The organism is Halorubrum sp. 48-1-W, from assembly GCF_003287355.1.
GTDB lineage: Archaea > Halobacteriota > Halobacteria > Halobacteriales > Haloferacaceae > Halorubrum.
Genome location: NZ_QMIM01000045.1, coordinates 1 through 24,600, shown reverse-complemented (window position 1 = coordinate 24,600; position 24,600 = coordinate 1). Strand labels below are relative to the sequence as shown.

Below are 24,600 nucleotides of genomic sequence, written 5' to 3'. Positions count from 1 at the left end.
TAGACACACCTTCAGCAAGCAGACGTTCTAACTAAGCGGCTTTGTGAAGTACTGAACTTTGAGCCAAGAGTTCGAGGAAGTAGCACCACCAATACCCAACGAAATGACGGAAGGGCATGCAGAATTGGACGAGGCAGCCTTCAATCGTGAGGAACTTGGGGGAGAGTGGCTCCTTTTCCCGAAGCGACAGATGATCGGTACGGTGTGGCAAAGAGTATTAGAACTCGTCGCTGACGGGAGACTCTACGATGCTCAAGTCGGTACTGCGTGGCACCACGAAGCTCGGAGCTCTAGGTCGAAGCGCTATTACATGGGAATAGCGGTTCCCAACTATTTCGATGTTAGTGACGTCTATCGGGTAGGAGACTTGATTACGACTGAGGATATCGTAGGCGATGACCAGGTGTTTTTCTTCAAGCCGTTACTTTATACGCGTCTGGGTATCCACCAGCGTAATGCAGAGAGTTACGGAATCGATTCATCCACCCGTTATACGTTTAGTGCACTTAGGGATCTAACAATGGATTGACCTCTCTCCCCGTCAGATTAACCTGTTGATACTAAGGGGAAACTTCTCAATTGAAGTATTGTACGTCAGGGTACTCCGTACTCACTGGTCCGTGCTTCACCCGGTTAAAGAACGATTTGAATGGCAACAGAGTAGACTGACTGCTCTTGAGCTGAACTACGTTCTATTTGGAGGTTCGTCCTCTGTGCTATATTCTACGATTCTATCCCAACTACTCCAGAATAGAAAGCTATCTTAGAATAGTATAAATACAATAAATAAAATTCTATCTATACTATCCACCACAGAGTTAAGTCGAGAGGGGTTGATACTGCTGAATAGTATGAGTGGCTCAGATAGCGTGAATAGCATAGATAAAACGAATAGCCCAAATAGCCCATATAATTCGATACAGACCGATGGGAACTCTCGGGCGGTTTCGGTGTGTATGCTGAAGGGGGGTGTCGGCAAATCGACGATCGCTGTCAACCTCGCCCGGCAACTTGCCGCCCACGACCACGATGTGCTCCTCATCGATCTTGACCCGAACGGCCACGCGTCCGTTGGGCTGGGTTTTGACGACCAGTATCACAACACCGAGGAAACAATCGGCGACGTCTTCTTCGACGATGCTGACCCGACTTCTGTTGTCTACGATACCAGCTACGAGTTCGATATTCTCCCGTCCAGCGAGGATTTAGAACAGGTCGAGCGGGAGATCGTCGTGGGCGACGTGTTCCAACCCTCTGCGCTGCTCAAACGGGAAGTGGTAGACCCACTCCTCGGGGACACGTACGATTACATCGTCACGGATTCGCCGGCGTACCGATCCCGACTCACGGACAACGCGCTGGTCGCGACGGCGAATCTGGTGCTTCCGCTCGCCCCTGGGAACGAGGCGATGGCCGGCCTAGAGCGGACCATCGAGCGACAGATCTCTCCGCTTCGGCAGCATATGGACGTCGACGTCCTAGCGCTGGTTCCGAATATGTTGAGCGGGCGTATTGACCAGCAGACCCAGGATCGCCAGCTCCTCGAACGTCTCAACTCGCACGATAACCTTCAGGACCGCATCCCGAACTTCGCGCGAATCACAGACTGGGAGGCCGTCGACGCCGGCGACCTCAGCCCCTCACCAGGCATCCGGGACCGGACCAACATCACGAAGGCCTACGGCGAGCGCAAACCCCTGCTGGACTACGATCCCGCCTGTGACCAGCTGAAGTGTTTCGACGAACTGGCGCACATCGTCGAGGCAGGGGAGGTGGTCCGCCATGGCTGAGGACGATCCGTTTGCCGACCTCGGGGAGACGCTCGAAGACGACCCAGAGGAGGGGCAATCGCAAGCAGCGTCAGAGTCAGGCTCTCCCACCACGGAGAGCAGTAGCTCTGAGGAACCCAGCGAGAGCTACGATCCTGTGACCGATACTGCTTTTTCATACGAGGCAGCCAAGCAGCGGCCCTTCTACGCTCGTGAAGAGAGCATCAACGACTTCGACTCTTGGATGAAGTACGAACTCGAACGCGAGCTCAACCAACGAGGCTACCAGAATATCGTAGTTCGAGAGATGACGGATGCGCTTCTTCGAACCGTCGTCGAAGAGGGCCTCGTGGAAGAGGTCGCAGAGCGATTCGAGCAGGCTCGGTCTGCTCGTTCTGAATCGGATGAATAGATTACTATTTTAGAATAGCGTTCTATTCATAGATGCCGTAATCAGCAGACGGAGTCCGTATTAGGGGCTGAATACCTGCCAGACCGAGTCGAGACGCCGTGGCGAGATTGAGTATAGCGGCATACAGTTTATAAGTCCAGATTCCGGGGTTTGGAACCCTGAGAACGTTGGAAACGGGGGTTTCGTCGTATAAACAATTTGCTGTGTCTTAGAAGAGAAAGACACACCAAACTGAAGTGGGTGGCCGCCGTCTACGAATCCATCCCGATGACAGCCGCCGAACCCGGGGCTTCACCCGGCGAAACCGACCTCCAGGCCGCCATCGACGCGCGTCTGGCCAGCCTCGACTCCGGCAACTACCGGGCGAACAACCGAGTCGTCCTCGACACCTTCGCGGAGTACCTGGAGGACTACCGAGGGATCACGGACCTCGAGGACCTGGCTGTCATCGACTGCCGGCGGTACGCCCAGCACCTGCGGGAACGGGTTCACGACGAGGACGACGCTCTTTCAGCAGCCTCGGCCCACGCCAACGGACCGTACTTCACCATCGTCCGGGCCTTTCTCGGCTGGTGTGTCGACGACGAGCGGATCGACGCGAACCCGGCCCGACCGAACCGTGTGAAGGAGGTGTTGCCGGAACACCACGGCGATCACGACCGACAGTTCTGGTCGGCCGTAACACGAGAAGCGCTGCTGGAGTTCGTCGACGAGCGAGCGTACGCGACGCTGGAGGAGTCGGCCGACAACCAGGAGCGGGCGTTCCGGGACCGGGCCATCGTGACGATGCTCGCGCTGACCGGCGCTCGCGGCGCCGAACTGTTCGCCGACCCGCGGGACGACCACCGCAACGGCCTCCGGTGGGAGGACGTCGACCTCGAACGGGGCGTCGCCGTCGTCTTCGGAAAGACTCGCGAACGACAGCCGATCCCGCTGACTGACCGGGTCCTCGACGCCCTCGAGCGCCACCACTCGGTACTCAACCCTGCTGGCGAGGACTGGCCGGTGTTCCCGACGCGGCATCACGCATCGCTCGCGAACGCCGCCGAGGAGGGGCTCGACGCTCGGGGGTGGGACGCCGAGGTGATCGAGACGGCACTCGACGAGTCGACGTCGATGGCAGTCCTCCGCGACCACGGGATCGCGCCGCCGGCGCTCTCGAAGAACGGGGCTCGATCACTGATGAAACGACTCTGCGATGCGGCCGACCTCAACATCGACGGGGAGTATCTCAAACCCCACGGCGGCCGACGTGGCCTCGGCAGCGACCTCTACGCGCAGGACGCCGAACTCGCCCAAGAGTTGCTCAGACACGAGTCGATCGAAACTACTCATGAATCCTACCGCGAGCAGAACGTTGCCGAACGCCGGGAGCGACTGGAACGAGCGCTCGACAAGTAGTATCGGCTCTACCTGCTATCAGGTGGTTTCGAGGATACAATTGAAACCACTCAGAACGGTTCGGCAGTATCCTTTTGCGGCTCGGCAGACTTCGTTCGGATATGACTCTCGAGGGGACTGCCGAACACGCGGTCGCGTCGGCAGGGATGCACGGCGCCGCCACAGCCGACGACATCGACGGTGGGTTCTCCGACGAGGACATCAAGGCCTGGATGGAGACCGCGGTCGACCCAATCGAGTCAGAGATAGGAGAAGACGACGAAGAGCACAATCCCGAATGACCGGCCCCCTCTAACGCAGACTGATCCAAAGTAGCCGGCAAATCATTCTACTCGCCGTCATGGAAGGTCTTCGGTCACGTCGACGAGCTCCTCCTCGGTTTGCCAGCGATACAGCCGTCCTTCCTGATCGAACAGTTCGAAGACGCCGTCCTGCATCCACCCAAAGGGGTGTTCTTCATCCTCGTACTCTCGTTTGAGGACGTGGCTCTTCGCGAAGAACTCCGTCGTGCCGACGAGCAACCCCTGCTCGACGAGAAAGTCGCTCGGCTCCTTCTCGGCGACCCCGACGAGGTACGTCACGATGTCGCCGATCAGGCAGAACTTCTGGATGCTGTTGTCCCACTCCCCGCGGATGTCGACCATTCGGAAGGCGTAGGCGTCCTGTCGCCGGTTGAGACGGTCGACGACCAGGTTCAGCCGGCGGATCGGCTCCCGGTCGTAGTTCCCGAGCACGAAATACGAACGGTCGTTCTCGTAGACCGGTGTCAACTCGCTCAGGGCGTGGAGGATCTCCTCGTTGTCCGCCAGCGAGATCTCTTCGTCGTCGAGTTGGTCCTTCGCACTCTTCAGAACGTCCTCGGGAACGGGCGGCTCCTCGTCGGGCATACGTGGTCGGTCTCACTGTCGTGAGATATGATTTATGAAGTAATTTACCGAGTCAAGTGCGACTGGTTTACTCTGGAGTGATTTACCCAAGAGTAAACTACTTGCCATCGAAGTGCGTACTGTGTCGTATGAGTACCGACCTGGGGACCGCCGAGGAGATGGAAACCCGCGAACTCGTACACTTCGTGACCCAGCAGACGCGGTTCGCACTCATCAATAACATCCTCCAGCATCCCGAGCAGCTGCCGTCGATGTACGAACTCGAAGAACTCAACCCCAGCGTGAGCGACGCCACTGTCTACAAGCACATCCAGAAGCTCATCGACGCCGGCATCGTCGGCGAGGTCGCCCTGGACGATGACCAGCGCCGCCAGGGCTACCCCTGGAAGTTCTACGGACTCACCGACGAGGGACGGGCGTTCCTGGAGGAGCACAACCTGCTCGCTGCAGAGGAGACCCTCCAGCAGATCTACAACACCATCTCCGACAAGCCCGAGAAGATGGTCAAGTACGAGAACGCCCCCCGTCCCGGCGACGTCTGAGGTTCGGAATCGACGTCGATCCTGACGCCGGCGTCGTCGGTGAGGGAGAGAGAGTTCAGCCACCGTCTCACTGATGCGTACAGTCAAGCACTCGTGCAGCGAAGCTCGGAGGATGGCTGAAGAGACACTCTTCGCGTTCGAGCGTGACATGACGACAGCTGAAGTAGCCGAGTACCTACGGACCGTTGCGGATCGTCTCGAATCTGGCGAGGAGTTCACGCTGGAGTCTGGCTCCGAGTCGGTGACGCTCACGCCTCCGAGCCGCATCGAGTTCGAGGTCGAGGTCGAACGCGAGACCTCGGACTCCGGCGGGTCGGGAGAGATCGAACTCGAGTTCGAACTGGAATGGGACGAAAACGCAGACAGTACTGGCGACCTGACTATCGAATGACTCCGATCGAATAGCCCGGACCCGACATCCACGGGGACTAACCAGCGAGATCGTCTCGATCAGTGCTCCCGGTCCTCCTCGGCAAGCAGTTTCTCCCGGGCTGAGTTGATATTCGAGCGGACGGCATCCTCGGTCACGTCTCGGATTCGGGCCCACTGGCCGATGGCGTAGCGCTCGGCTTCCTCGACGACGACCCAATCGACCGCCTCGTGGACCGAGCAGTCGCCGGCGATTAGCTCAGCAAGTCGCTCGAGAAAGTCCTGCTCCTCCCACGCGAGCGCGACGTCTTCGAACTCGTGCGCGTCACGATCGTATGCAGCGAATAGTTGGACGGCGCCATCGCGCTCCAAGTCGGCTCGGACATGCGCTGGCAGTGACGCCAGCGCTGCGTGCGGGAGGGGGTACGCCGGAACGTCGTGCAACGAGGCGACATCGAAGGGGGTCAAGCCCCGATGTGAGATGTCGCCGAACTTCATCAGGTAGCCAGTCTCCGCAGCGAGTTGGGTCCGCCCCTCAAGGAGGTGCTCGGCGAGCTCGGGGTAGTCGTCGCGGTCGACCGAGCCAGTCTTGAAGATCGTCACGAAGTCGCGGTCACCGCCGGATCCGGGTTTGACTGCCATGGGAACACACCACGTAGTCAGTTGTCCGTCGTGGTGGGATATGAGTATGTGCCAGCGAGCCCTCGAAGATAGCGGGTCATTCGTTCTCTCGGAGCGTCGCTGCACGGGTGGCTAGCAACCGGAGCACCCACCATCGTTGCTGATGCTGATTCTCGTGAGCGACGTATGCTCGAACGGTCTCAATGTCGTGCATACAGACGACACCAGCGCGGATCAGCCGCGGGTGGTCGGTCTCGAGGAACTTCTCCGGTGGAAGCTTCTCTCGAATCCCGCCAGTATCTGTGCTCCTCACGGTGCCTCCTCCGGAGGCCCGATTCGCGGGCTCCGTTTGCGTAGAGTTACCCCACAAAGTCGACTGATTGAGAATCGTGGGGTAACTTGGCTCTTCGTGGGCCGCCTCGCTCGTGATCGGGACACGAGTTAGTCCTCGAAGAGGAGTCGAATCGAGGTGGAATCGCCTTCGAGCGTCTGCTGATCCGGATCGTTAGTCGGGGACAGGAGACACTGTTGGTCGGCCCGTGACTCGATCCGTCGAAGTGGCCGGTCGTCGACGAAGGCGTCGCTCGCAGGCACCGCCAGTCTAGATCGCGGGAGCGAAGAATCGACCCGGAGGCCGTATCCAACCAGCGTTGGCTCTGACGGTGGCGTCTCAGCCGACAAGCCGTCGGTGTCGAACTGCGTCTGTCGAAAATCGTGAGCCGAGCGGCCACAGCGCGTTGATCGGGTCGAAGAACTCGTATGGTTGGGTTGCTGAGTCATCGTAGTTGGGGGGCCCATCTGAGGGGTTCCCTCATGCCGTTGGAATCGATAAATTGCTATAGACAGGACTCACCGATCAATCTCTGGAGCATCACAGCGATTTCGTGACGAACACGCCCGAGTTGTCGATGTACGGGCCCTGAATGCTCGCCGTCAGCGCGTCGGGGCGACCTCCCTCGAATCGCCCGCTGATAGTGAACGAGATCGCCCATGGGCCCCGACCTGCCGGGTTGTCCGGCGTCCGGCAGGACTCGATCGCTCGAGTCTCGGCGTACACCCGGGCGTGGCGACCGTCGACGACGACCGTCCTGAGCCCGACAGTGTCGCACTCCCACTCAACGTGCCCCGCCCGCGCACCTCGAAGCGAGTGTCTTCGACACCGATCGAGAGCTGGTCGTCTAGCCGGTGCATACTATCTCGCCGACGTTCCTCGACCACACGAACAGTCACTCCGGTCAGCGCAAGTCCGTCGACGGGGTCTTCGTACGGAGCGTCGTTTGTCGGCGAACTATTGACCGGCCCCTCAGTCTGAAGCGCAGGCATCGGTCCCTCCGGTGTGGACTGTTCGTCGGTGTCAGTCGGACTCGTCGGGGATGGGTCAGCGGGCGTCGTCGAAACCGGGGTCTCGTCCGTCTCGGTCGTCGTCGAGGACCCGCCTGATGACGGATCACTACTGCGACTCTCGGATGAGCCGAGGAGTTGCATACAGCCAGCGAGCCCGCCGAGTCCGGCAGTCGCAACGGCACTCAGTATACGTCGGCGGGAGCGCCCGGCCCGAGACAGCAACCGGCTCGGCGGGAATGCTTTGCGAGGAGGTCGTGTCGGTGTCGTCATATCGAATCACGCTCGGGAGGGATCTCCCGCTGAGAGTCAAACGCATGCGTCGGGCCGGTGATCCGAACGGATGTACCCGAAACGATGGCATGTCTCTCTGCGGTTCCATGTGGAACCTCGAGGATCCACCGCGCTCGCCCGGTGTAGTGCGTGAGCTCGTCGTCGGGGACTCCGGGTTCGGTCGTCGCCGAGCGGACTGTTGTAACGGTCCCCGAGCCATCGATGAAGACGACGTCGATGGGGTAGTGCATCTCCCGCATCACAATTGCCCGGTCGGCGGTCTCCTGGTCGTAGACAAATAGGAGGCCTGTATCGGCAGGAAGCGACTCAGTCCCGCTCAGGCCCTGGTAGCGCTCGGGGCCGGTGTCGGCCACCCAGACATCATAGACCCACAGAGTCTGCCCGCGCTGATTTTCGAAGAACACCCGATGGGATGGCGAGTCCTCGTTGATGACCGACGACTCGATTTCCGGTGAGGACGCTCCAGCGCCGGAGAGAACGGCAGCGATAGCGACAGCGAAGACCGTCGCTCCGACGACCAGTACCGCGACGACCGTTGTTCGGCGCGCAGACACAGAGACGGAGGTTCCGCCTAGATCCTCGCGATCAGACGGGCCAGCAGTCGATACAGAGTGGCTTTTGTCGGCCATCGTCTCGTGATACTAGAACTCGGCCGTACAGGGGCATGAACGTTCAGAGAGTACGCACTGCGTACATCGTTTCGAACACCCGCTCCACACCCCGTGTGCGATATGAATCCGGTGATACCGGAGTTGCCGGCTAATTTGGACACCCCGCGTGCAAGATGAAATCCCGTGAGCTTCTCGGAGCCACCCCCCGTGTGAGAGATGAAACGGTTGATACGTTCGGGGGGCACCCCGTGTGCGATATGAAATCGTGTTTAGCATTGTCAGACAAATATATTCGAAGTGGTAGTTTGGAGAGACATTGGGACGGGCTCACGAGGAGCCGAGACACACCCCGTGTGCGAGATGAATTCGCAGACCTCGTCGGGAAGACACCCCGTGTGCGAAATGAAATTCGAGATGCTCGAAAATATTCTGCTGAAACTAGGTATCGAAGAACTCCTCGATCTGGGCGTTCACCACAGAGCGGATGAGGTCCTCATCGTGACCGGCCTGTTCGAGCCGGAAATCCTCGCGGAGAGTCTCCGCGACGACCGACGGGTCGTCGACGAACGCGTACTCCTTGTGAACACCACCGCCGTAGCCCCGGCCTCGCTTCTTTGACGTCACGAAGTTGTACGTCTCCGCCTCGTTCATATACCGAAGATAGGAGTCACGGGACTTCTCGTCGGCATCCAGCAGGTCTGTGATGTACTGATACACGCGGTACGCCACAGTACTGGGGACCGTACTTAACGATCGAGTCGAGTAGACCGGGATGATAGCGGTCGCGTACAGCGAGAGCTTCTTCTGCGTCGAGAGACCCTGCATCTGGGTGAGTGTACGGTCGCGCTCGGCCTCCTTCTGCGCGTCCCGGACGTGTTCTTCGCGGATCCGGTCCTCATCGCGACGGTCGGCGATCTCGCCGGCCTTTCGGAAGAGGTCGATTGCCTTTCTCGCGTCTCCGTGGTCCTGTGCGGCAAGAGCTGCGCTGAGCGGGATGATACCGTCCTCGAGGACGTCGTCCTGATATGCGTCCTGCCGACGCTCCAGAATGGATTGGAGTTGGTTCGCGTCATAGTCTGGAAAGACGATGTCTTGCGGATTGAACGAACTCTCCGCTCTGCCATCGAGCTCCTCCATGAATCGAGGATCGTTGGTCAGGGCAGCGACCGAAACGTGGCCTTCGATCCGGCCTAGTTGAGATGCACGCGAGAGCTGGTACAGCAGTTTCGAGTAGGCAGGTTCGTCGTTGGGGTCTCGCTGGCGACCAGCAAGCAGATCGATTTCGTCGAGGATGATGATCACGGAGTCAAAGTGTTCGGAGAGAATCTCGTAGAACCGGATGAGCTTCTGGTCGGTAGAGACCCCACTCTCGGGGACGCCCACCTCAACGCCTGCCTGGGCGGCGGCATTCTCGACGAGCCGGTAGACCGCCCGGTCGTGGGACTTGATCGTCTGGCAGTTGATTTTGACCACGCCAAACCGGATGTCCTGCCCCTCAGCGAGTTCGATGACCTGCTCACAGACCGCGTTAATTATTAGCGACTTCCCGGTCCCCGACGGTCCATAGAGCAGCATGTTCGGGGGACGGTTCCCCTGTAGCGTAGGACGGAGGTAGGTGATGGTGTCGTCAAGCTGCTCGTCCCGACCGACGATCCGGTCCTCGTCGATAACTGTGTCCGGGTCGAGCAGGCTCTTGTTCTTGAAAACGGAATTCTGGACGCCTTCTTGGAGACGACCTTTGATCGACTGAGAGAGAGATTGTTGTCCATCACCGTCGCCGTCGCCCATAGTAGCCTGATATACTGCGTTTTATAAATAAGTGGCGGGGACCGCGTGCGAGATTAAATCCGCCGGGATCGGACGATACAGGCAGTATATCGAGGTTACGTTGTCCTATTCTCGAACCGTGGGCGAAGTCAAATCACCAGACGACACCCCGTGTGCGATATGAAATCTGCTCGGTTAGGTAGATGTCGTGGACCCGACGCACGGTGCGTCGATAGTCGGGTCGATGTCATGGTGACGTGCTTGCGGATGGGACTGACCAAGACCTCGAGCACGGGAGGTTTCGGCAAGCGTTGGATGACGGTGGTACTCGGCAGGGATGTCGAGAAGGTAGAAGTACAGAGAGATCGGCGGACGGATAACCCCCACACCCCGTGTGCGATATGAATTCCCGTCAGAGGAGGACGTCCTACAGGGCGAGAAAACAGTACCCAACACACGGGAGACGGCCAGAGACGCCACGTATCGACGGGAAGACGCGGAACCACTACAGCTCCAGAACGCGAACACTTGACGGATACTCGACCGAACCAATCGTTCGGTCGTTTTCCGTCTAGGTCTATTACGGCTATGGTTCAAACGCTTATTACTTGAAGGTTTCCTTCACTAGTACCTTATCTCAAATCTGCCGTCTTACGGTGTCTCTCTCGCGATTCCCGTGGATGTGGGCGAGTCAGCGGCTCTTGCGCCGATGCCCCCTCCCCTGTCTGTTCGAGATTTCATATCGCACACGGGGTGTGGGGGTTCCGTCCCCAGTCCTCGTCTGGCGGTCTCCACGACCGTCCAGGTCTTCTTACATTCTCTCACCCATCACGGCCTGTCACGACTGCTGTCTCACTCGACAAATTCTGCAACCGTCCTGTGACGAGCAGATATTCGCTCCCCGACGACGCCGCTCGAGACCTGATGTATCGACCAGTTCTCCGACTCACCGAGTATTCACGAACCCTTCTTGAGGGGGTATCGTGTGGCAGCTACTCCTCGGGTGTGGTAATCCGGAGCTTCCCCGCGACTTCATACAGCCACCCCGAGTTCAGGAGCTGGTCGATCGCGTACTCCGCGTCATCTGGGTTGTCCGGAAAGTCCTCGTGACCAATCAGCGTATCGCGAGCGCTATCACGTGGAAGTCCCTCGCCGTGGCCACCCTCCGTGATCTCGGACGAGAGGATTTCGTACCCGCGCTCTATCCAGTCGGGCAACGATCGCGGTTCATCCGAAAACATAGCCCCTCACACTCGATCACTCGTGATGCCAATTCGTCCTCTTGTGGTGTTAAACACCCGCAATTTGGCTGACGGACGGCTGACACGCTCTTCCGAGTGGTTGTCCCGGAAATGATCGCTCGTGACCGACGAAGTTGAGTGGTGAGTTACCCCACGATTTTAGAATTATATTCTGTACTGTGGGGTAAATACTGCGCTCAATCGACCGACGACACCGAGATTCCTGTACCGGCCACTATCCTTCGACACTCCCGTCAGGTGGGTGCCTGAGCACGACCCTATCCGGACCAGCTTCGAGAACATCCCCGTCAGGGAAGCGGTACCGTGTGGTCCGCACTTCGAACCCAACTAACTCCTCGTACAGGAACTGGTCACGTTCCTCGACGGTCATCGCGGCAGCTTCGCGGACAACCGCCCGGACGTAATCAGCAATGATTGGCGGGACAACGACCTCGACTTCACTCTCGATGACGTGCTCGTCCCGGATTTCGGGGCCACGTTCGAGCAGGGCGTAGTGGTCAGCGAGGCTGGATTGCATGTCCGATAGGTCGGACTGGATCGCGTCGAGATCGACGTCGCCGTCGTCTGGAGACTCCTCACCAGATGGAGACATGTGATCTCTTGACGGGGAGACCGATTAATAACTCCGCTCGTGACGAAAAATTCTCTTGTCCGAGTCCGGCCGGATTCCGAGTGATTGAAATTTAACTGTCGCTGAGTTACCCCACAGAGACGAACAGGATCGTTTTGTGGGGTAACCTCGTGGCGATCTACGTGCGCAGATCCTCTCGCTGGAGACTCATCGGTGAAGTTCCGAGTTGGTCCGAGGCGTGTGACGGCTGGCGATGGCCGGACTCACGAACCGTCGCGCCCGATGCGGGATGTCCAGTCCCCGAGTGACCGGCAGGAAAATCGAGTCGACGCCGCCGGCAATGATAGACGCGAGCAGCTCGTGTTTACACAGTACCCGCCAGAGCCGATCGTGTTTATACGGACACGAGCAGACCAGCCCGTCCGACCAGGGCAATAGCGGATATCGGCTTCCGCTGGCGTACTCACCGACCAGCAGCGGAGCCGGGAGGTCGATTCCGAAGTCGCTCGGCAACGGTGCACACTCGACGGCGCTCGAGGAGAGATTGCGTTCGTGAACGACGAATCGACCGGGGATCTCGTGTTCTCGTACGACCGTCCGGACGTCAGCCCCGTCGTCGACGACGACCATTCCGACGAATGCGTTGTGCTCAGTAAGTTCGTCGATGTCGGCGCTACGTCCGACCGACGGCGGTAGGAGCGAGCCGTATGAGGAACGTTTGAGGACGTGATAGAGGTTCATCCATGGGATGACCGTCGAGTACCAGCGTTCGCGACGTGCTCGTTCTTCCTCGAGGGCAGCAGACGGATCATCAGTTTCCCGGCACATCTGTAACCGGTGAGCGAGAAATGCGGGGACGTCGTCCAACTCTGCTGACGGGTCTGCTTCGACACGGTCGTAGTACCGTCGTTCCTCGGCGAGAGTTCGCCGACACGATTCCTCGGCGTACAGCAAGCCGAACGGCTTCGATTGGCCTGCCTCTCGCCACGGATCAGCCTCACTGGAATCGGCCGTCCACGGGTTGTACTGGTCAAGGAGCTGTGAGCGATGAACTGGACCCGCGGTCATGAAATCGAGTCGGATGCGATGTTCGATCGGTTCGATGGTCGGTGGCTTGTCGTCGACGTCGTAGCGGTGCTGCTGATCGGTCTTCGCGAGCGCTCCTGGCGGGAGCGAGAGCGGCGGAAGGCTCCCCTTGCTGGAATGAATTCGTCGTGTCGTCATGGCCTCACTCCCCTGTTGGGGGATAAACCGGCACGAGGCCGCACTGAGACGCCCATGTAGACTGTTCTCCGCCAAATCAGAGCGGACGGGTCACAGTCCGGTCAGAAGACTCGCAAACTGGTCGAGACGATCGTCGATGGCGCTGACGTCGTAGACCGCCGCCTGTCGTTCATAGTACGGCGTCAGCGCCGATGCTTCGGGAGCTAACGTCCCAGGGTCACAGTCGGTCGCGATGGTCAACGAGCACACCGGAGCGTACGATGCCTGGAGCTCGCGCGTGACCGCCTCGATGTCGCTGGGACGGTCGTCGGTGACGGTGATGATCAGTGGTTCGTCACGCTGTGTCTCGACAACCATCCTGGCGAGCCCGATTGCCTCGGCTAGCGGTGTCCCACCACCACAGCCAGTATCGAGCAATGTCGTCTGAACGTGACGCGTCTCGACAGCGAACGGCTTCGCAAGGCGAGCCTGACCGTCGATGAAGTCGATGATGGCAACGCGAATTCCCAGTCCCTCGGCAGCAACGGCGAGTCGGGCGACCGCCTGTGTTGCAACCTCGATTTTCGGGGGGCTACCGTTGCGCATCGACCCCGACCGATCTAACACGAGCACGAGGGCGTAGCGCTTCTCGCGGCCAGGCGTCGGAGTTTCACAGACCCGTGGATCGCCGATGGCGAGTCGATGGCCGGCGCGAGTATCGTACCGACCAGCGGTCAGCCCGCTCCGGGTTCCTCGCTGCCGTTCGAGCGCGAGCTCCTTTTCGAGGACCTGCGCGACGCGGGCGGCGCCGTCCTCGACCGCACTCCATTGTCCCGGTGCCACGAGGTCGTCGCTGACCGGGACGAACACGACGTCGTCGAGACGCTCCGGTCCGGCACCGTTTCCACCTGCACCCGTCTCGGTCGATGACTCGGTCCTGTCCTCCCGGTGGTCCTCGTCGCCACGGTGCCGCCGACCAAAGACGTCACCGAGGTCGCGAAGCTCTCGCTCGACAGCTTCCCGGTTGACCTGTTCTCGGGCCGCCTCTTGTTGGGCGACCTCTCGGTCGTGTTCGAGCGCCTGCCCGTACTCTGCCGGCGACGGTGCGGCCCGCCCGACGCTCTCGTGAGCTGGCCCTGGCGCCGGTTCGTCCGTTGCTGCGGCCTCGACATCTCCATCATGATGCTTCACCTGATCATCGTCCCCCGACGGGTTTGGGTCGCCCAACCGACCGCTCAGGTTGTCAGTCTCCGCAGACTCAGTGGCTGTCGCCCCGATGTCGAACGTATCGAGTGATGTCTGGGCCGACCGGTCGTCGAAAGTGGCTCGTCCAGCTATAGGACCTGATGGGGACGATAGATCAGTCCTGTCTCCTGAACCGTCCCGATTTTCGCGAGCGCGCTCGACAGCCGCCGCGAGTGCGTGGGATCTCGACGGGTGCTCCGCTGGCTCCTCGTCGGGTTCGATGGACGAGTCTCCCTGCGACGCTGAATCGTCTGCAGCTATCGGCGGCTCTTGGTCACGCTTCTGATCTTCCCCCTTCTGTTCGACTGGAGTCGATGCGGTGTCACCAGTGGAATCCTCGGTATCCGGCCCGGGAGAGTTGACCGTGCCGTCCGTATCATCTATGCCGGGGTCCGGCGTCACCGCGGGATGGTCGAACACGTCCTGATACGGGTCCGCCGTTGCCTCGCGATCGACCGAGACCCCAGTTGCCTCGGGAGTACTCGCAGCTCCCTCCTCCTGCGGCGAGTGGTCGTGCCTGTCAGTTCCCGGGTCAGCGCCACCGTGGCTCTGCGAATCGCCTGTTGGCTCGACGGCGCTCGCGACGACCGGCTGGAGCGTCGAGGTCCAGGTGTCGATGACGCGGCGGGCCCGCTCGACTGAGGCGGTCTTGTCGTGCTTGTGGGTCGCGTCGTCGAGGTCGACTCCTCGAATAGCGAGGGCATCAACGGCGAGCTGAGTCAGCGCATCTTGTACCGACCGAAAGGCGATCTCGTCGGCCTCGGAGACGAACCCGACGCGGTCGTCGTCCCCGTCGAGCAGGACTTCGGTGGTGCCGGTCGGGTACACCGCGGCGTCGTACAGAGCGGTGGTCACCGCGTCCCAGAACTAGAGGCGTGCCTGCTGCCCATCTCCGAGGTCGTCGGGAGTCTGCGAGTGAATTCGGCGGGTGAGTTCGAGCCGGATCTCGGCCGTGTCGCTGAAGTTCGCGCCGTGGATCGCCTCGTGCTCGATTGCGCCGTCCTCGACGATGTTGATCAACTCGTGGACGTGCTGATGGTATTCCGGGTCGACTTCGGCATCGAGCAGCGCGGCGATTGGGGCGATCGCGGTCTTGAGGATGTGGAGGAGCTCGTGGAAGGCGAGGCCGAACTGGTGGGCGTGGTCGGCGGTGAGCTGGTCGTTCAGCGGCACCCGCTCCAGCGGGGCTGGCGCGGTCGTGACGAGTACGAGAAACGCTGCGTCGATGCCGTCGAGCAACTGAGCGGCCTGTTGTCGTTCGAGGTCGGTTGCGTCACTGCTGACCAGCGCGTCGACGTCGGCAGGCAGAACCGCCGCCGTCTGTACCGCAGGGGTGAGGACGACTTCGACGTCGACGCCGGCCGGGAGATGGCCTTGCAGGAACGCCCGGAGTCGGTCGGCGCGACCGGCCGACGCCCGCACCCGGGCGTGGACGTCGGGAGTGAACGTCTCGACGGTGGCGTTCGATGTGACCGAGGAACTGGTATCGGACATAATGGGGAACGAGAGGTATCGGACCTCTCCGCTCCCTTGCGGCTGATAAACTGCTGGCAAAAAGTTAACCCACAATCTGGGTAATGTTCGAAAACGTGGGGTAATTTTCTAGGAGCAGGTTGGGTGATCTGAGTGTCTCCGTCTCCACGATATTGGAGAACGCCTCTACTGAAGGATCATCTTGCAGGGTTGCTGGACGCATCTACCTCAGTGTTCACTCTGCTCTTTGGTTTGATAACAGCCAAATCACTTTTTTTGTTTTATTTTATCCCGGTTGTTTATTACTGGATGCTCAGACAAGTAGGTAATCTGGCATAATTCTCGCAGATTAATGTCAACATTGTGTTCCCCCATCGCAAAATATATCGCTCCAGCAGCGAATGAATTTGCAGACCCAGCGGTGAAAGCTTCATCCTCTGACTTTTCGATAGCTGTTAACGCGCAGTCTCTAACCTCATCCGGGAGATCTAGTTTGGTACTATATCGGTTCACAAATGATCGTGGGTCAGTTCGCTGAGGTAATAATCCAATTTCGTTACAAATTCTTCGAAAAACTCTCCCGATCATTGCTTCTGAACCCACTCTATCTCCATATCTTTCACGTTCTTGGACAATAGAAGCTGATGAGACCTCAGATAACGATACGGGTACTTCTTTTTTACGACATGCTGTATACACGGAAGCCGATGCTAATTCAGCTATCGAATGATTTTCAGTGAGTTTTGATTCTACGATGTTGTTAAAAATCCTATTTGAGATCTCTAGAAAGTTGTGATTTCTCCCAATTTCTTCCACAATGCGTCGGACTTCTTTTTCACCTCTTCGAACTTGGTTTTCGGTGGGGTTTGCACCTATGCGTTCCCTTAGCTCTTCGATTTGTCTGTTTGAATATGTAGTCATGTTTTATTCCTTATGTTCTACTGCGTGAATCATACCGATCCAAACTCCAATGATACCTACAAATAGCGCCCAAGTCAAATTGATGACCATTTGTAGTAATTCCTTCAGATTCAGAACTCCGTACAAGTATGCAGCGATGACCAGAGAGACAGTAACCAGTAACAGAACGAATGCAATAGTTGGCACTATTCTATATAGGTATATATTCTCCTCTTTTGAACCTATAAGTGAGGGGTATCCCCCCTCTGAATCTGGCCGGTCTCCCGTTTTCAGAAAGCACCCGCTGAGAGGTACTCCTCACAGCGGGCGGGGTCAGAACGAACGGAGCAGTGACCCATATCTAATAATTGCTCTTTTGTGGCATAAGTATTTTGCCGAAATTGAAGTCAATAGTTATGGACAGGGTCTGGTTTCAGGACGGAGGCTTAGCGCCCTTGTTTTAGGTAACCCGCCGATATCTCGGACGGTGATTCGGAGGCCACAGATGTGCGCCCTGGACCCGATCTCCTGCGCGAGATGCTCGCTCTGAGAGCGGTCGTACTCCTACTTCACGGACACACGATCAGTCGCCAGTCTCTCGAATTCGGTCCGGCAGTCGGTCGAGACAGATCTCGAGGAAGCTCACCGGGGCTTCCACCTCGATGTGTGCCGGTTCCCGTTGCGGTGTGGCCCCGTCGCCTGTCTCGCATTGAAAATGAGTCGTCCCGAGGTCGGGATGGTCGCGGTCCTTGTGCCAGCCCAGACTGACGGCGTCGTCGATCCACTGGACCCGCTGGAGGTCCGTCTCTTCACGTGGACGCCAGACGACTTCGAGCCGCCCCGTGTCTCGCGGGAACGGCTCTTCAAGAAACATCTCGATGTCGACGTCGACGACAACAGCCGTTGGCTTGATCGCGGATGGTTCGTATCGGATGTTCGACGCCCCAGGGACGTTCTCCAATCGCTCCTTGAGTCGACGAAGTCCCTGTCGTCGGGTGTATCCACTGCCGCCTGCGAGAAAGAGGACCATCCGGAGTCAGCCTTCCTGGGGTTGGCTGTCTGGGGTGAATCCTGAGTCCGTCCCCGTGCCGAGTTCGGTGAGTGAGTCCTTGAGCCCGATGGCCAGCCGGATCGCCTCGCGCATCTCGACATTGTACTCCCATTCCTCAACGATGTCGAGGCGCTCGCGGCGCTGTTCGGCCGAGAGGTCGTCGTCGCCGACGGACTGGCGAAGTTCGGCAAGCGACTCCACGTCGAACTCGTGCTTCCAGCGGTCGATCTCGTCAGCGATGTCTCTGAGTTCCGCCGTGAGTTCCTCCTGTGAGTGTGTTTCTGCGAGGTCGCGGACCTCGCCGAGGAACTGGGTAACGGGATCTGGTTTGTAGCAGGTCCCCTCGGCGGTCTCGACGACTTCGAGATCGCCCTGCTCGGCCATCCGCGAGAGGTACTTCACGGCCGTATCGCGGGAGACGTCGGCTTCAGTCGCGATCCACCCGGCATTCCGTGGTGTCGTCCGGGTGAGCGCAACGTGCCGGACGCGCTCGGCGGCGTCCATCCCCGCTGGCCAGGCGGGTTGTTTCTCACTCATGAATCGTCCTTCGAGACTCGCGCACTAATAGTTTCTCACCCAAACCGAATATATCGCATTTACCAGTCAGTAACGACAGAACTGAGCGGTCGCGGGGTTCACAGATAATCATCGAGCGTCTCGTAGGTGTCTCCAGGATACTGATTTGGTTCAGCAACTGCCCACACCTCGTTTTTCACCGCGGCCTTCGGCGCGGCGCCGTCCTCGATGTGCTCACAGACGACCACGAGGTTCCGTGTCGATAGCGTCGGCCAGTTCTCGTTCTGGCGAGTCTGGTGGGCGAACTGAACGACCGTCCGGAGCGTACCTCGGTCGACGACGCGGGAGCCACTGTTGACCAGCGCGTCAAGCGTGTCGAGTTCGACCTCAATGTCCTGGATGTAGGGCTGCTCCAGCGCCCGGAACCGCCCGCGGGTGGCAGAGTTCATCGGCTCTGAGTCACGGTACTCCCGCGTCGGTGGGTTCATCGTGATCACGATCCGCGCCGACGGATGGGGTTCCACCAGCTCGCCGTGGGCCTTCACCAGCAGTTTCCCCTCGTTGAGCAGACGATGGAGCGCCATCGCAGCACCAGCTCGCATCACCGGGAACTCGTTGAGAACCAGCACCGACCCGTTCAGGAGTGCCTGCTTGGCGGGTCCGGTCCGGGGGACGATCAGTCCGTCCTCGGTCGGCGTGAGCGGACCGAACAGATCCTCGGTGTGGGTCGCCTCGTCACAATCGATGGAGACGTAGCCACGATTTGTCTTGTGGCAGAGGTACTTGACTAAGTAGTTTTTTCCCGAGCCGCGCGGCCCGACGAGGCGGACGGGGACCAGGCCTCGGGCGAGTTTCTTCGCGAGCAGTTCATCGAGCGGGAGTTGGAGTCGCGGTTCGATGGGAACAGCCGGCGGGATGACCCGGCCGGCGTCGTCGACGGGGAGCGCGTCGTCGCCGGCGTCGGGATGAGTCGCTGCCTTCGGCACGTCAGGATGATCTGGATCGTCGAGAACGTGCAGGCCGGTCGCCACCGGGTCGTCGGCGTTACGACCGATCGCGCTGACGTACTGCGCCTCGAGAGCGTCGGGATCGAGCTCATCTGTTCGGTAGACCGGTTCGCCCACGGTGACATCGGTGGTCGCGAGGTCGACTATCCGCGCCACGCCGCGGTCCGTCTCGGTGTCGAGCCGACGCGCGTATCGCCGGGCGGCGGCAGTCGCAAGGCGAGTCCCGACGGGGATGTGCTGGGGGGCCTCCTGGAGGATGGCCGCTGCGCGGCTCTCGGTGAGCGTCCCGGTCAGCCCGGTGAGGTCGTCGACACCGGCGTTAGCGAGGTCCGCGAACGTCTCGTAGCCCGCCTTCCGGAGGGCTTCGTCGATGCTCTCGGTCACGACGCTGATGATGGTGAAGTCGGGCGTGTCCGCCGTGGCCCCGAAGGCCGCGATGATGACGTCAGGTTCGGGACCGTGGGGAGTGACGCCGGTGATCGTTCTCGTTCCACCCGCACCTCGCTCCAGCGTGTAGATTCCGGCGTCGGCACCCTCGTCGATGAGGTCAGCGGCGGCCTGCTCGCCGATGTCCACGTAGTCGCTCACCCGGAGGGTGACTCGTTCGAGGGGGATCTGGCCGCCTTCGCGCTGGAGGAGTCGCTGTACGAGGTGGCTCAAGACGGCCTGTTCGTCGGGCTGGCTGTCCGCGTCGTCGGTAGTAGTGGATGACATGGTACGTTCTGGAGAGGCCGAGTCGAGGCGCACTGACCAGCATCCTCGGGATCTCCATCGCTCGATTGGAAGCGAGAAATCGGTGCGCGTCACGCCCTGGGACATCTACAGATCTCAGGCTGAATCACTCACTCTCCGACAAGACGGGTCTGCTGGATACAGAGGGCGGATTTGGCACCGAGACAGAATTAGTCGGATCCACACTTCTAAATTGACCCGACCTGTATGAATTACCAACTTTGGAGCTATATATCGCTTCAGGAACGCATGTCGACAGCGATTTAAAAGAACGAATCCACCGAATCGAGAACGCAATAGGGGAGCCTGATGTTGTTTTCATGGAAGGCGACTCATCTGCTTTCAGCATTGGAGCCTTTCTCACCCTAATCAAGACGTTTCCATATGCGCCCCTTGTTATCGCGGCCGCTACGTTCCAGATATACCTATTCATCGAATTCTTTGGTCGAATCGTTTCTTACTTCGGTGGAGATTCGTCAGGACGGGATCAAGAACTGGCCCAGAGTCTCAAGAACAAGTATGAAATAAAATCTCGGGAGGTTGATCTTGATCTCAGTCAGTTTATAAATGACAATAGGCTTCTTAGCTCAGTTGTGAACTGGGCAGTAGTCGTAGTTGTATTCGTTTCGATCTGGCCACTACCCATCACTTTGTCAAATATCGCATCTCTCATAATATATGAATTGCTGGCTGGATATATACTATTTCTAGGTTTTCTCGCGCTTGTACATGAGGAAAGAAATTGCCATTTTGCCGGCGTTATAGCCGATTCGCAAGAAGAGTTCGAGAATGCCTGCTTGATTACAGGTGAGACACATCACGCTGGTACTGCCCGGTTTCTGAAGGATGAACAAGAAATCTCACTACTTAATCCCGAACCGGAGAGTCTATCGGTGGTCTCAAAAATTTTCTTAACCATATATGAGCTTGTAACCAGACTGAGGTCGATATAACGGTGACTTTACTGATAGAATTATAGATCTGAGGGGTAGATTGATCAATAGACAGGTGGCATTTTTTATTCCTCGTCTCACAGTTCTTCTACATGTATTGGAACGAAGAAGAAGTTGAGGACTACATTCGATACCCGAGTGAGGGAAGTGCCGAGGAACTTGGTTCTCCGATCTATTTCATTGGCCAGAATGAACTTGAGCAAGATGAGCTGATGGAGGATTTAATCGACGATCTTGAGGAGAAGGGCTACGATTACGCACCGGTTAGACCCTACAATTCACGCGAGTACTATGAGGTGGACACGGGAGAATTCCACTCTACCGATGAGGATCAGTACGTTAGGTACAACGAGATAATGCTTTACTGTATTAATATTTTGACCGAGTATCCCTTTGCGTTAGCTACGCATCCTGATCGAGATTCTTGGCGCATTGTGACGCCTGCCGATTTGAATACAAGGACTGCAAAGGAGTTCTTGTTCACCTATTATGCGGAGATGGCGAAGGCAGTATCCGATCTCATCAAGGAGGAGTATAGTGTTGATGAGCTTCAAGAAGTCTACGAGGATGCCCGCCCAGGAGGAGGAGCGATAGGTAGATGGAGTGACGCTGTCGACGAGAATGTGAATCTTCACCCAGTTGAGTTCATGTCCATCGCAGATCTGAAAGAAGTAGTTCGTGATAATAATACTCTTCTAGATGAACTGGATTTCTCCTCGAAAACTCAATGTAAGCAGGCGTTCGACACGGTTGAGAAGTTCCGGAACAAGGTGATGCATGGGAACCGAAGCGTGATCTCCAGTGAAGAGGATGTCGAGGCTCTCGTTGAGTCGCTTGAGATAGCCTGCGACATCGCGGTCAACGCTGGCGGTGATGGTCCGGGATTAGATATCCCACCGTGATTACTTCGGAGGCGAATAGTTACCAACGGCAAGTTTTAGCTGTTCAGATGTGATCAACTGATGCTTGGGATCAAAAGTGGGATATCAGTGCTCATAGAGTAATCCACGCAACCGAGAACTGAATCTGCGCCCTGTATTCAGCACGGTCACCGAAACGTATCACTGAGTGATAGTTCGATAGGATGCTCAAAATCAGATGTCGTCCAGCTGCTGCTGGATTTGATCGTGGAGTCGCTGAGCCTCCCGATCCGAGAGAGCGGCCTCGGTGTCGACTTCGATACCCGGGATCTGGACGATGTCCTCGAAGGCGTCGCTCAACGTCTGCTGGCTCTCTGCGAGGACCCGTTCGGCAGCGTCTTTGACCTGCCGGTCGTGCTCCTGCATGGCCAGTTGGATCATCATCGCCGGCGTCCGGAGCAATTCGCCAGCTACCTCGAGATACTCTTGGTATGTGTTCGAGGCCCACGACCCGGTGTACTCCTCCAGCAGCGCAATTAGCAACGATAGCTGGAGATTGAACACCGTCGGTCGGGACGTGGGATCGGCGAGGCTGGTCGCCCGGTCAGCCGCGACAGCGGCATACGTGTCGGCAATACCCCAGTATCGATAGCAGTCGGCAGCCGAGAACGGGAGCACCTCGAAATCGTAGGTGATCGCCCGGGCTCGCCGGAGTGTTTCGTCGACATCGACCATTCGCGTCTCGACGTCGTCGTAGATCGACGCCCACCACTCGCTGATGGGCACTCGGTCGTTCGCGCGCTCGTGATCGGCGTTGGTCGCCTGTCCGTAGTGCCGGCGCGTGTACCGCTGGCCCGTATCCGGAACGATCGTTTCGCTATCGGGGAAGTACAGGATCGGCTTCGCCCACAGCGTCTGGGTTCCCCGGAAGTCGTACCCCGTCTCGAAGCCGCCGTACACCACTAGATCCTCGTCTGAATCCGTCGCTCCGGTATCCCCAATTCGACTTCCCCCGAGGGCCTCGATATCGTCCTCGTCGATATCGACCGTCCCCTCAGGCGGGCCGACGACCTGCTTGAGGCCGGGACAGACGACGAACAGCTTGAGCAGCCCTCCCCAGTCGCGGTAGCTCAGCCAGCCGAATGCCCCGGTCTCACCTCGGCGCTGGAGTGCAGTGATGATCGGTTGGTAGGCCTCCTGTGGGTTGATAATCGAGTAGCGGTCGGAGGCAATCTGCCAGCGGAACCGGACGTCGTAGCCCAGCGCACACAGCGCCTTCCGTCGCCGGTCGACGATGTCTTGATGATCCTCGACGGGGACGATCGGCTCGGCGTCGGTCCGGGCGGCTAGCTCGTCCAGCGAACGTCCGGCCGTCCGTTCGAGCGCATCCGTATCGAGCCCGTGAACCGACTCGATAGCGGTGATGTCGACGGTGCCGTCGGTTTCAACGAACTCGTTGGTCGCCCAGAGTTCCCCGGAACTGGCTCGTGGCAGCACCTCGATGGCCTGCTCAAGTGCCGTCACGCTGTCGTCTCCACACCAGGCTTCCGGTGAACGCTCGTCGTGTCCGGGGACTGCCTCCACATCGCCGTCGGTGAGTCCGGCGAACCGGAGTGTGTATTCTTCGGCGATGAGTGCCGGCACGTGAGCGTGGTCGGCTGCTGGAGTGCCGTCGTTCGTTGAGTCGGCGTCTGTCGTCGAGTCGGTGCTCCGCTCACGTCGGTGTGTATGCTGGTCAGTGGCCATGATCGGGTCTGGATGAAGAGTACTCGGCGCCGCGGGCGCCAGCCGAGACGGTCACTTGACCGCTCTCGAACTCTTCACCTCCTGCCGGAGAGAAATCCCCAAGATGGCTGGCCGGCCAACCGACTTCAGGTGTGGGTTGGTACTCAAATTATTGGGATGATGCGAATTGTAGATTAGGAATAAAGACTTTGTCCAGCCGGTTATTTCAATCTACTATCTGCCATGAGATCTCTTGTGACTCGAATATGTATGGTGTTTATGATTTTTATTCTAATACTGTCAGCAGTACCGCAGCCTGTTTACGCACAAGAAAATTGTCTAAAAACGGGGAATACAACGCTAAATTCGCCACCGACCGTCTCTGTCACCTTACGCGAGGGGCCTCTTTATCATGGATTCTACGACCGATTCTCTGGCCTGAACGAAACAATAGTAGTTATCACTGTTTCCAATCCAAAACAGAACTCCGAAAGTATAAATATTCATGTCTTTTCAAAAATCGTAGAACAATTCTATTGGGCAGATCTTGAGACTCTTCCTGAATTGTTCGGACAAAATATACAAACCTATAGAGATTCTTATTGTATAGAGGATCTCGGTCCTGGTTCCTCTATTGTAATCGGATATAAATTGGATTCTCCGCAGGTCTCACCAAGTTTCTTATCATCTGATCCAGAAGAGAACAAATTTGAGTACTCTGGCATGATTTCCACCAATATTACTTATTTGAATGGTACCGCAGACACAATCACGCATGAGACTGAGTTTAAAGACTTTGGACAAGTTGATGAAAGCACATCATTCAGTTCCGCCTTACCGGCTGCTCCAGACATCGGCTTTGATACGTTAATCTCAGTTATTGTAACCGTGTTGATTGGACTGGTCGGTATTGTACTAACTTATTTACTAGCTCCAGAATCAAAGCAACAGAAGGCGAAGCAAGCAATTCTATCGTTCTTTAGTGCACTAAAATTGAGGTTACATAGATATTGGTCCCTATTCTGGAATAGTATCAGTACCTCACAAAGCATCGTCAGCTAACCTGACTTGAGTCACCTGTTCTGTCG

The 24,600-nt window shown here is 58.1% G+C and carries 25 protein-coding genes; 10 read left to right on the top strand and 15 right to left on the bottom strand.

Going from position 1 to position 24,600, the window contains the following annotated elements; genetic code table 11:
* Positions 1 to 58: 58 nt before the first annotated feature.
* The 5 genes from DQW50_RS16625 (at position 59) to DQW50_RS16605 (ending at position 3,863) form a co-directional block, all read left to right on the top strand.
* Positions 59 to 529 (top strand): putative phosphothreonine lyase domain-containg protein, encoded by a 471-nt coding sequence (locus DQW50_RS16625; protein ID WP_127341366.1) that lies wholly within the window; start codon positions 59 to 61, stop codon positions 527 to 529.
* Between the two features lie 322 nt (positions 530 to 851).
* Positions 852 to 1,790, top strand: coding sequence for a ParA family protein (locus DQW50_RS16620; protein WP_112080375.1), 939 nt, complete (start codon positions 852 to 854; stop codon positions 1,788 to 1,790).
* Entirely contained in the window at positions 1,783 to 2,181 is a 399-nt protein-coding gene (locus DQW50_RS16615; RefSeq protein WP_112080374.1) for a hypothetical protein, read from the top strand. Before DQW50_RS16620 ends, DQW50_RS16615 begins: the two co-directional genes overlap by 8 nt.
* Positions 2,182 to 2,448: 267 nt before the next feature.
* On the top strand, positions 2,449 to 3,582 hold the full coding sequence (locus DQW50_RS16610) for a tyrosine-type recombinase/integrase (RefSeq protein WP_112080380.1): 1,134 nt from the start codon (positions 2,449 to 2,451) through the stop codon (positions 3,580 to 3,582).
* Between the two features lie 101 nt (positions 3,583 to 3,683).
* Positions 3,684 to 3,863, top strand: a complete 180-nt coding sequence (locus tag DQW50_RS16605) for a hypothetical protein (protein WP_112080373.1) — start codon at positions 3,684 to 3,686, stop codon at positions 3,861 to 3,863.
* A gap of 57 nt (positions 3,864 to 3,920) precedes the next feature.
* Here DQW50_RS16605 and DQW50_RS16600 read toward each other — a convergent pair whose 3' ends face one another.
* Entirely contained in the window at positions 3,921 to 4,469 is a 549-nt protein-coding gene (locus tag DQW50_RS16600; protein WP_112080372.1) for a hypothetical protein, read from the bottom strand.
* Between the two features lie 128 nt (positions 4,470 to 4,597).
* On the opposite strand from DQW50_RS16600, the gene DQW50_RS16595 reads away from it, so the two are divergent.
* Positions 4,598 to 5,011 carry a winged helix-turn-helix domain-containing protein gene (locus DQW50_RS16595; protein WP_112080371.1) on the top strand — a complete coding sequence of 138 codons (414 nt, stop codon included), beginning with the start codon at positions 4,598 to 4,600 and terminating at the stop codon, positions 5,009 to 5,011.
* Between the two features lie 112 nt (positions 5,012 to 5,123).
* Complete coding sequence (locus tag DQW50_RS16590; protein ID WP_112080370.1) at positions 5,124 to 5,402, top strand: amphi-Trp domain-containing protein; 279 nt, start codon at positions 5,124 to 5,126, stop codon at positions 5,400 to 5,402.
* A 59-nt stretch (positions 5,403 to 5,461) separates the two neighbouring features.
* Here the strand turns inward: DQW50_RS16590 and DQW50_RS16585 are convergent, their stop codons facing one another.
* The 13 genes from DQW50_RS16585 to DQW50_RS16520 all read right to left on the bottom strand — a co-directional run bounded on the left by DQW50_RS16585 (position 5,462) and on the right by DQW50_RS16520 (position 19,956).
* A complete protein-coding gene (locus DQW50_RS16585; RefSeq protein ID WP_112080369.1) occupies positions 5,462 to 6,022 on the bottom strand; it encodes a hypothetical protein in 561 nt (186 codons plus the stop codon).
* A gap of 76 nt (positions 6,023 to 6,098) precedes the next feature.
* On the bottom strand, positions 6,099 to 6,314 hold the full coding sequence (locus tag DQW50_RS16580) for a hypothetical protein (RefSeq protein ID WP_198664712.1): 216 nt from the start codon (positions 6,312 to 6,314) through the stop codon (positions 6,099 to 6,101).
* A 1,297-nt stretch (positions 6,315 to 7,611) separates the two neighbouring features.
* A complete protein-coding gene (locus DQW50_RS16570) occupies positions 7,612 to 8,265 on the bottom strand; it encodes a DUF192 domain-containing protein (protein ID WP_112080367.1) in 654 nt (217 codons plus the stop codon).
* Positions 8,266 to 8,685: 420 nt separating this feature from the next.
* Entirely contained in the window at positions 8,686 to 10,035 is a 1,350-nt protein-coding gene (locus tag DQW50_RS16565; RefSeq protein ID WP_112080366.1) for an orc1/cdc6 family replication initiation protein, read from the bottom strand.
* 971 nt (positions 10,036 to 11,006) lie between these two features.
* Positions 11,007 to 11,255, bottom strand: a complete 249-nt coding sequence (locus DQW50_RS16560; RefSeq protein ID WP_112080365.1) for a hypothetical protein — start codon at positions 11,253 to 11,255, stop codon at positions 11,007 to 11,009.
* A gap of 235 nt (positions 11,256 to 11,490) precedes the next feature.
* Entirely contained in the window at positions 11,491 to 11,868 is a 378-nt protein-coding gene (locus DQW50_RS16555) for a hypothetical protein (RefSeq protein ID WP_112080364.1), read from the bottom strand.
* A gap of 186 nt (positions 11,869 to 12,054) precedes the next feature.
* Positions 12,055 to 13,071, bottom strand: coding sequence for a hypothetical protein (locus tag DQW50_RS16550; protein WP_112080363.1), 1,017 nt, complete (start codon positions 13,069 to 13,071; stop codon positions 12,055 to 12,057).
* A 90-nt stretch (positions 13,072 to 13,161) separates the two neighbouring features.
* On the bottom strand, positions 13,162 to 15,150 hold the full coding sequence (locus DQW50_RS16545; RefSeq protein WP_112080362.1) for a VWA domain-containing protein: 1,989 nt from the start codon (positions 15,148 to 15,150) through the stop codon (positions 13,162 to 13,164).
* Between the two features lie 12 nt (positions 15,151 to 15,162).
* On the bottom strand, positions 15,163 to 15,789 hold the full coding sequence (locus tag DQW50_RS16540) for a hypothetical protein (RefSeq protein WP_112080361.1): 627 nt from the start codon (positions 15,787 to 15,789) through the stop codon (positions 15,163 to 15,165).
* A 246-nt stretch (positions 15,790 to 16,035) separates the two neighbouring features.
* The gene (locus DQW50_RS16535; RefSeq protein WP_112080360.1) at positions 16,036 to 16,689 is read right to left on the bottom strand and encodes a transcription initiation factor IIB family protein; all 654 of its coding nucleotides are present in this window, start codon (positions 16,687 to 16,689) and stop codon (positions 16,036 to 16,038) included.
* Positions 16,690 to 17,251: 562 nt separating this feature from the next.
* Entirely contained in the window at positions 17,252 to 17,698 is a 447-nt protein-coding gene (locus DQW50_RS16530; protein WP_241964473.1) for a hypothetical protein, read from the bottom strand.
* 6 nt (positions 17,699 to 17,704) lie between these two features.
* Positions 17,705 to 18,256, bottom strand: a complete 552-nt coding sequence (locus DQW50_RS16525) for a hypothetical protein (protein WP_241964472.1) — start codon at positions 18,254 to 18,256, stop codon at positions 17,705 to 17,707.
* A 98-nt stretch (positions 18,257 to 18,354) separates the two neighbouring features.
* On the bottom strand, positions 18,355 to 19,956 hold the full coding sequence (locus DQW50_RS16520; RefSeq protein WP_112080358.1) for an AAA family ATPase: 1,602 nt from the start codon (positions 19,954 to 19,956) through the stop codon (positions 18,355 to 18,357).
* A gap of 239 nt (positions 19,957 to 20,195) precedes the next feature.
* On the opposite strand from DQW50_RS16520, the gene DQW50_RS17745 reads away from it, so the two are divergent.
* Positions 20,196 to 20,927, top strand: a complete 732-nt coding sequence (locus DQW50_RS17745) for a hypothetical protein (protein WP_127341365.1) — start codon at positions 20,196 to 20,198, stop codon at positions 20,925 to 20,927.
* Positions 20,928 to 21,019: 92 nt separating this feature from the next.
* Complete coding sequence (locus DQW50_RS16515; protein WP_112080357.1) at positions 21,020 to 21,829, top strand: hypothetical protein; 810 nt, start codon at positions 21,020 to 21,022, stop codon at positions 21,827 to 21,829.
* Between the two features lie 192 nt (positions 21,830 to 22,021).
* Here the strand turns inward: DQW50_RS16515 and DQW50_RS16510 are convergent, their stop codons facing one another.
* Positions 22,022 to 23,431 carry a hypothetical protein gene (locus tag DQW50_RS16510; protein WP_112080377.1) on the bottom strand — a complete coding sequence of 470 codons (1,410 nt, stop codon included), beginning with the start codon at positions 23,429 to 23,431 and terminating at the stop codon, positions 22,022 to 22,024.
* Between the two features lie 351 nt (positions 23,432 to 23,782).
* Between DQW50_RS16510 and DQW50_RS17740 the strand changes: the two genes are divergently transcribed.
* Positions 23,783 to 24,574: a hypothetical protein gene (locus DQW50_RS17740; protein ID WP_127341364.1), complete on the top strand. Its 792-nt coding sequence runs from the start codon at positions 23,783 to 23,785 to the stop codon at positions 24,572 to 24,574.
* Positions 24,575 to 24,600: the final 26 nt, after the last annotated feature.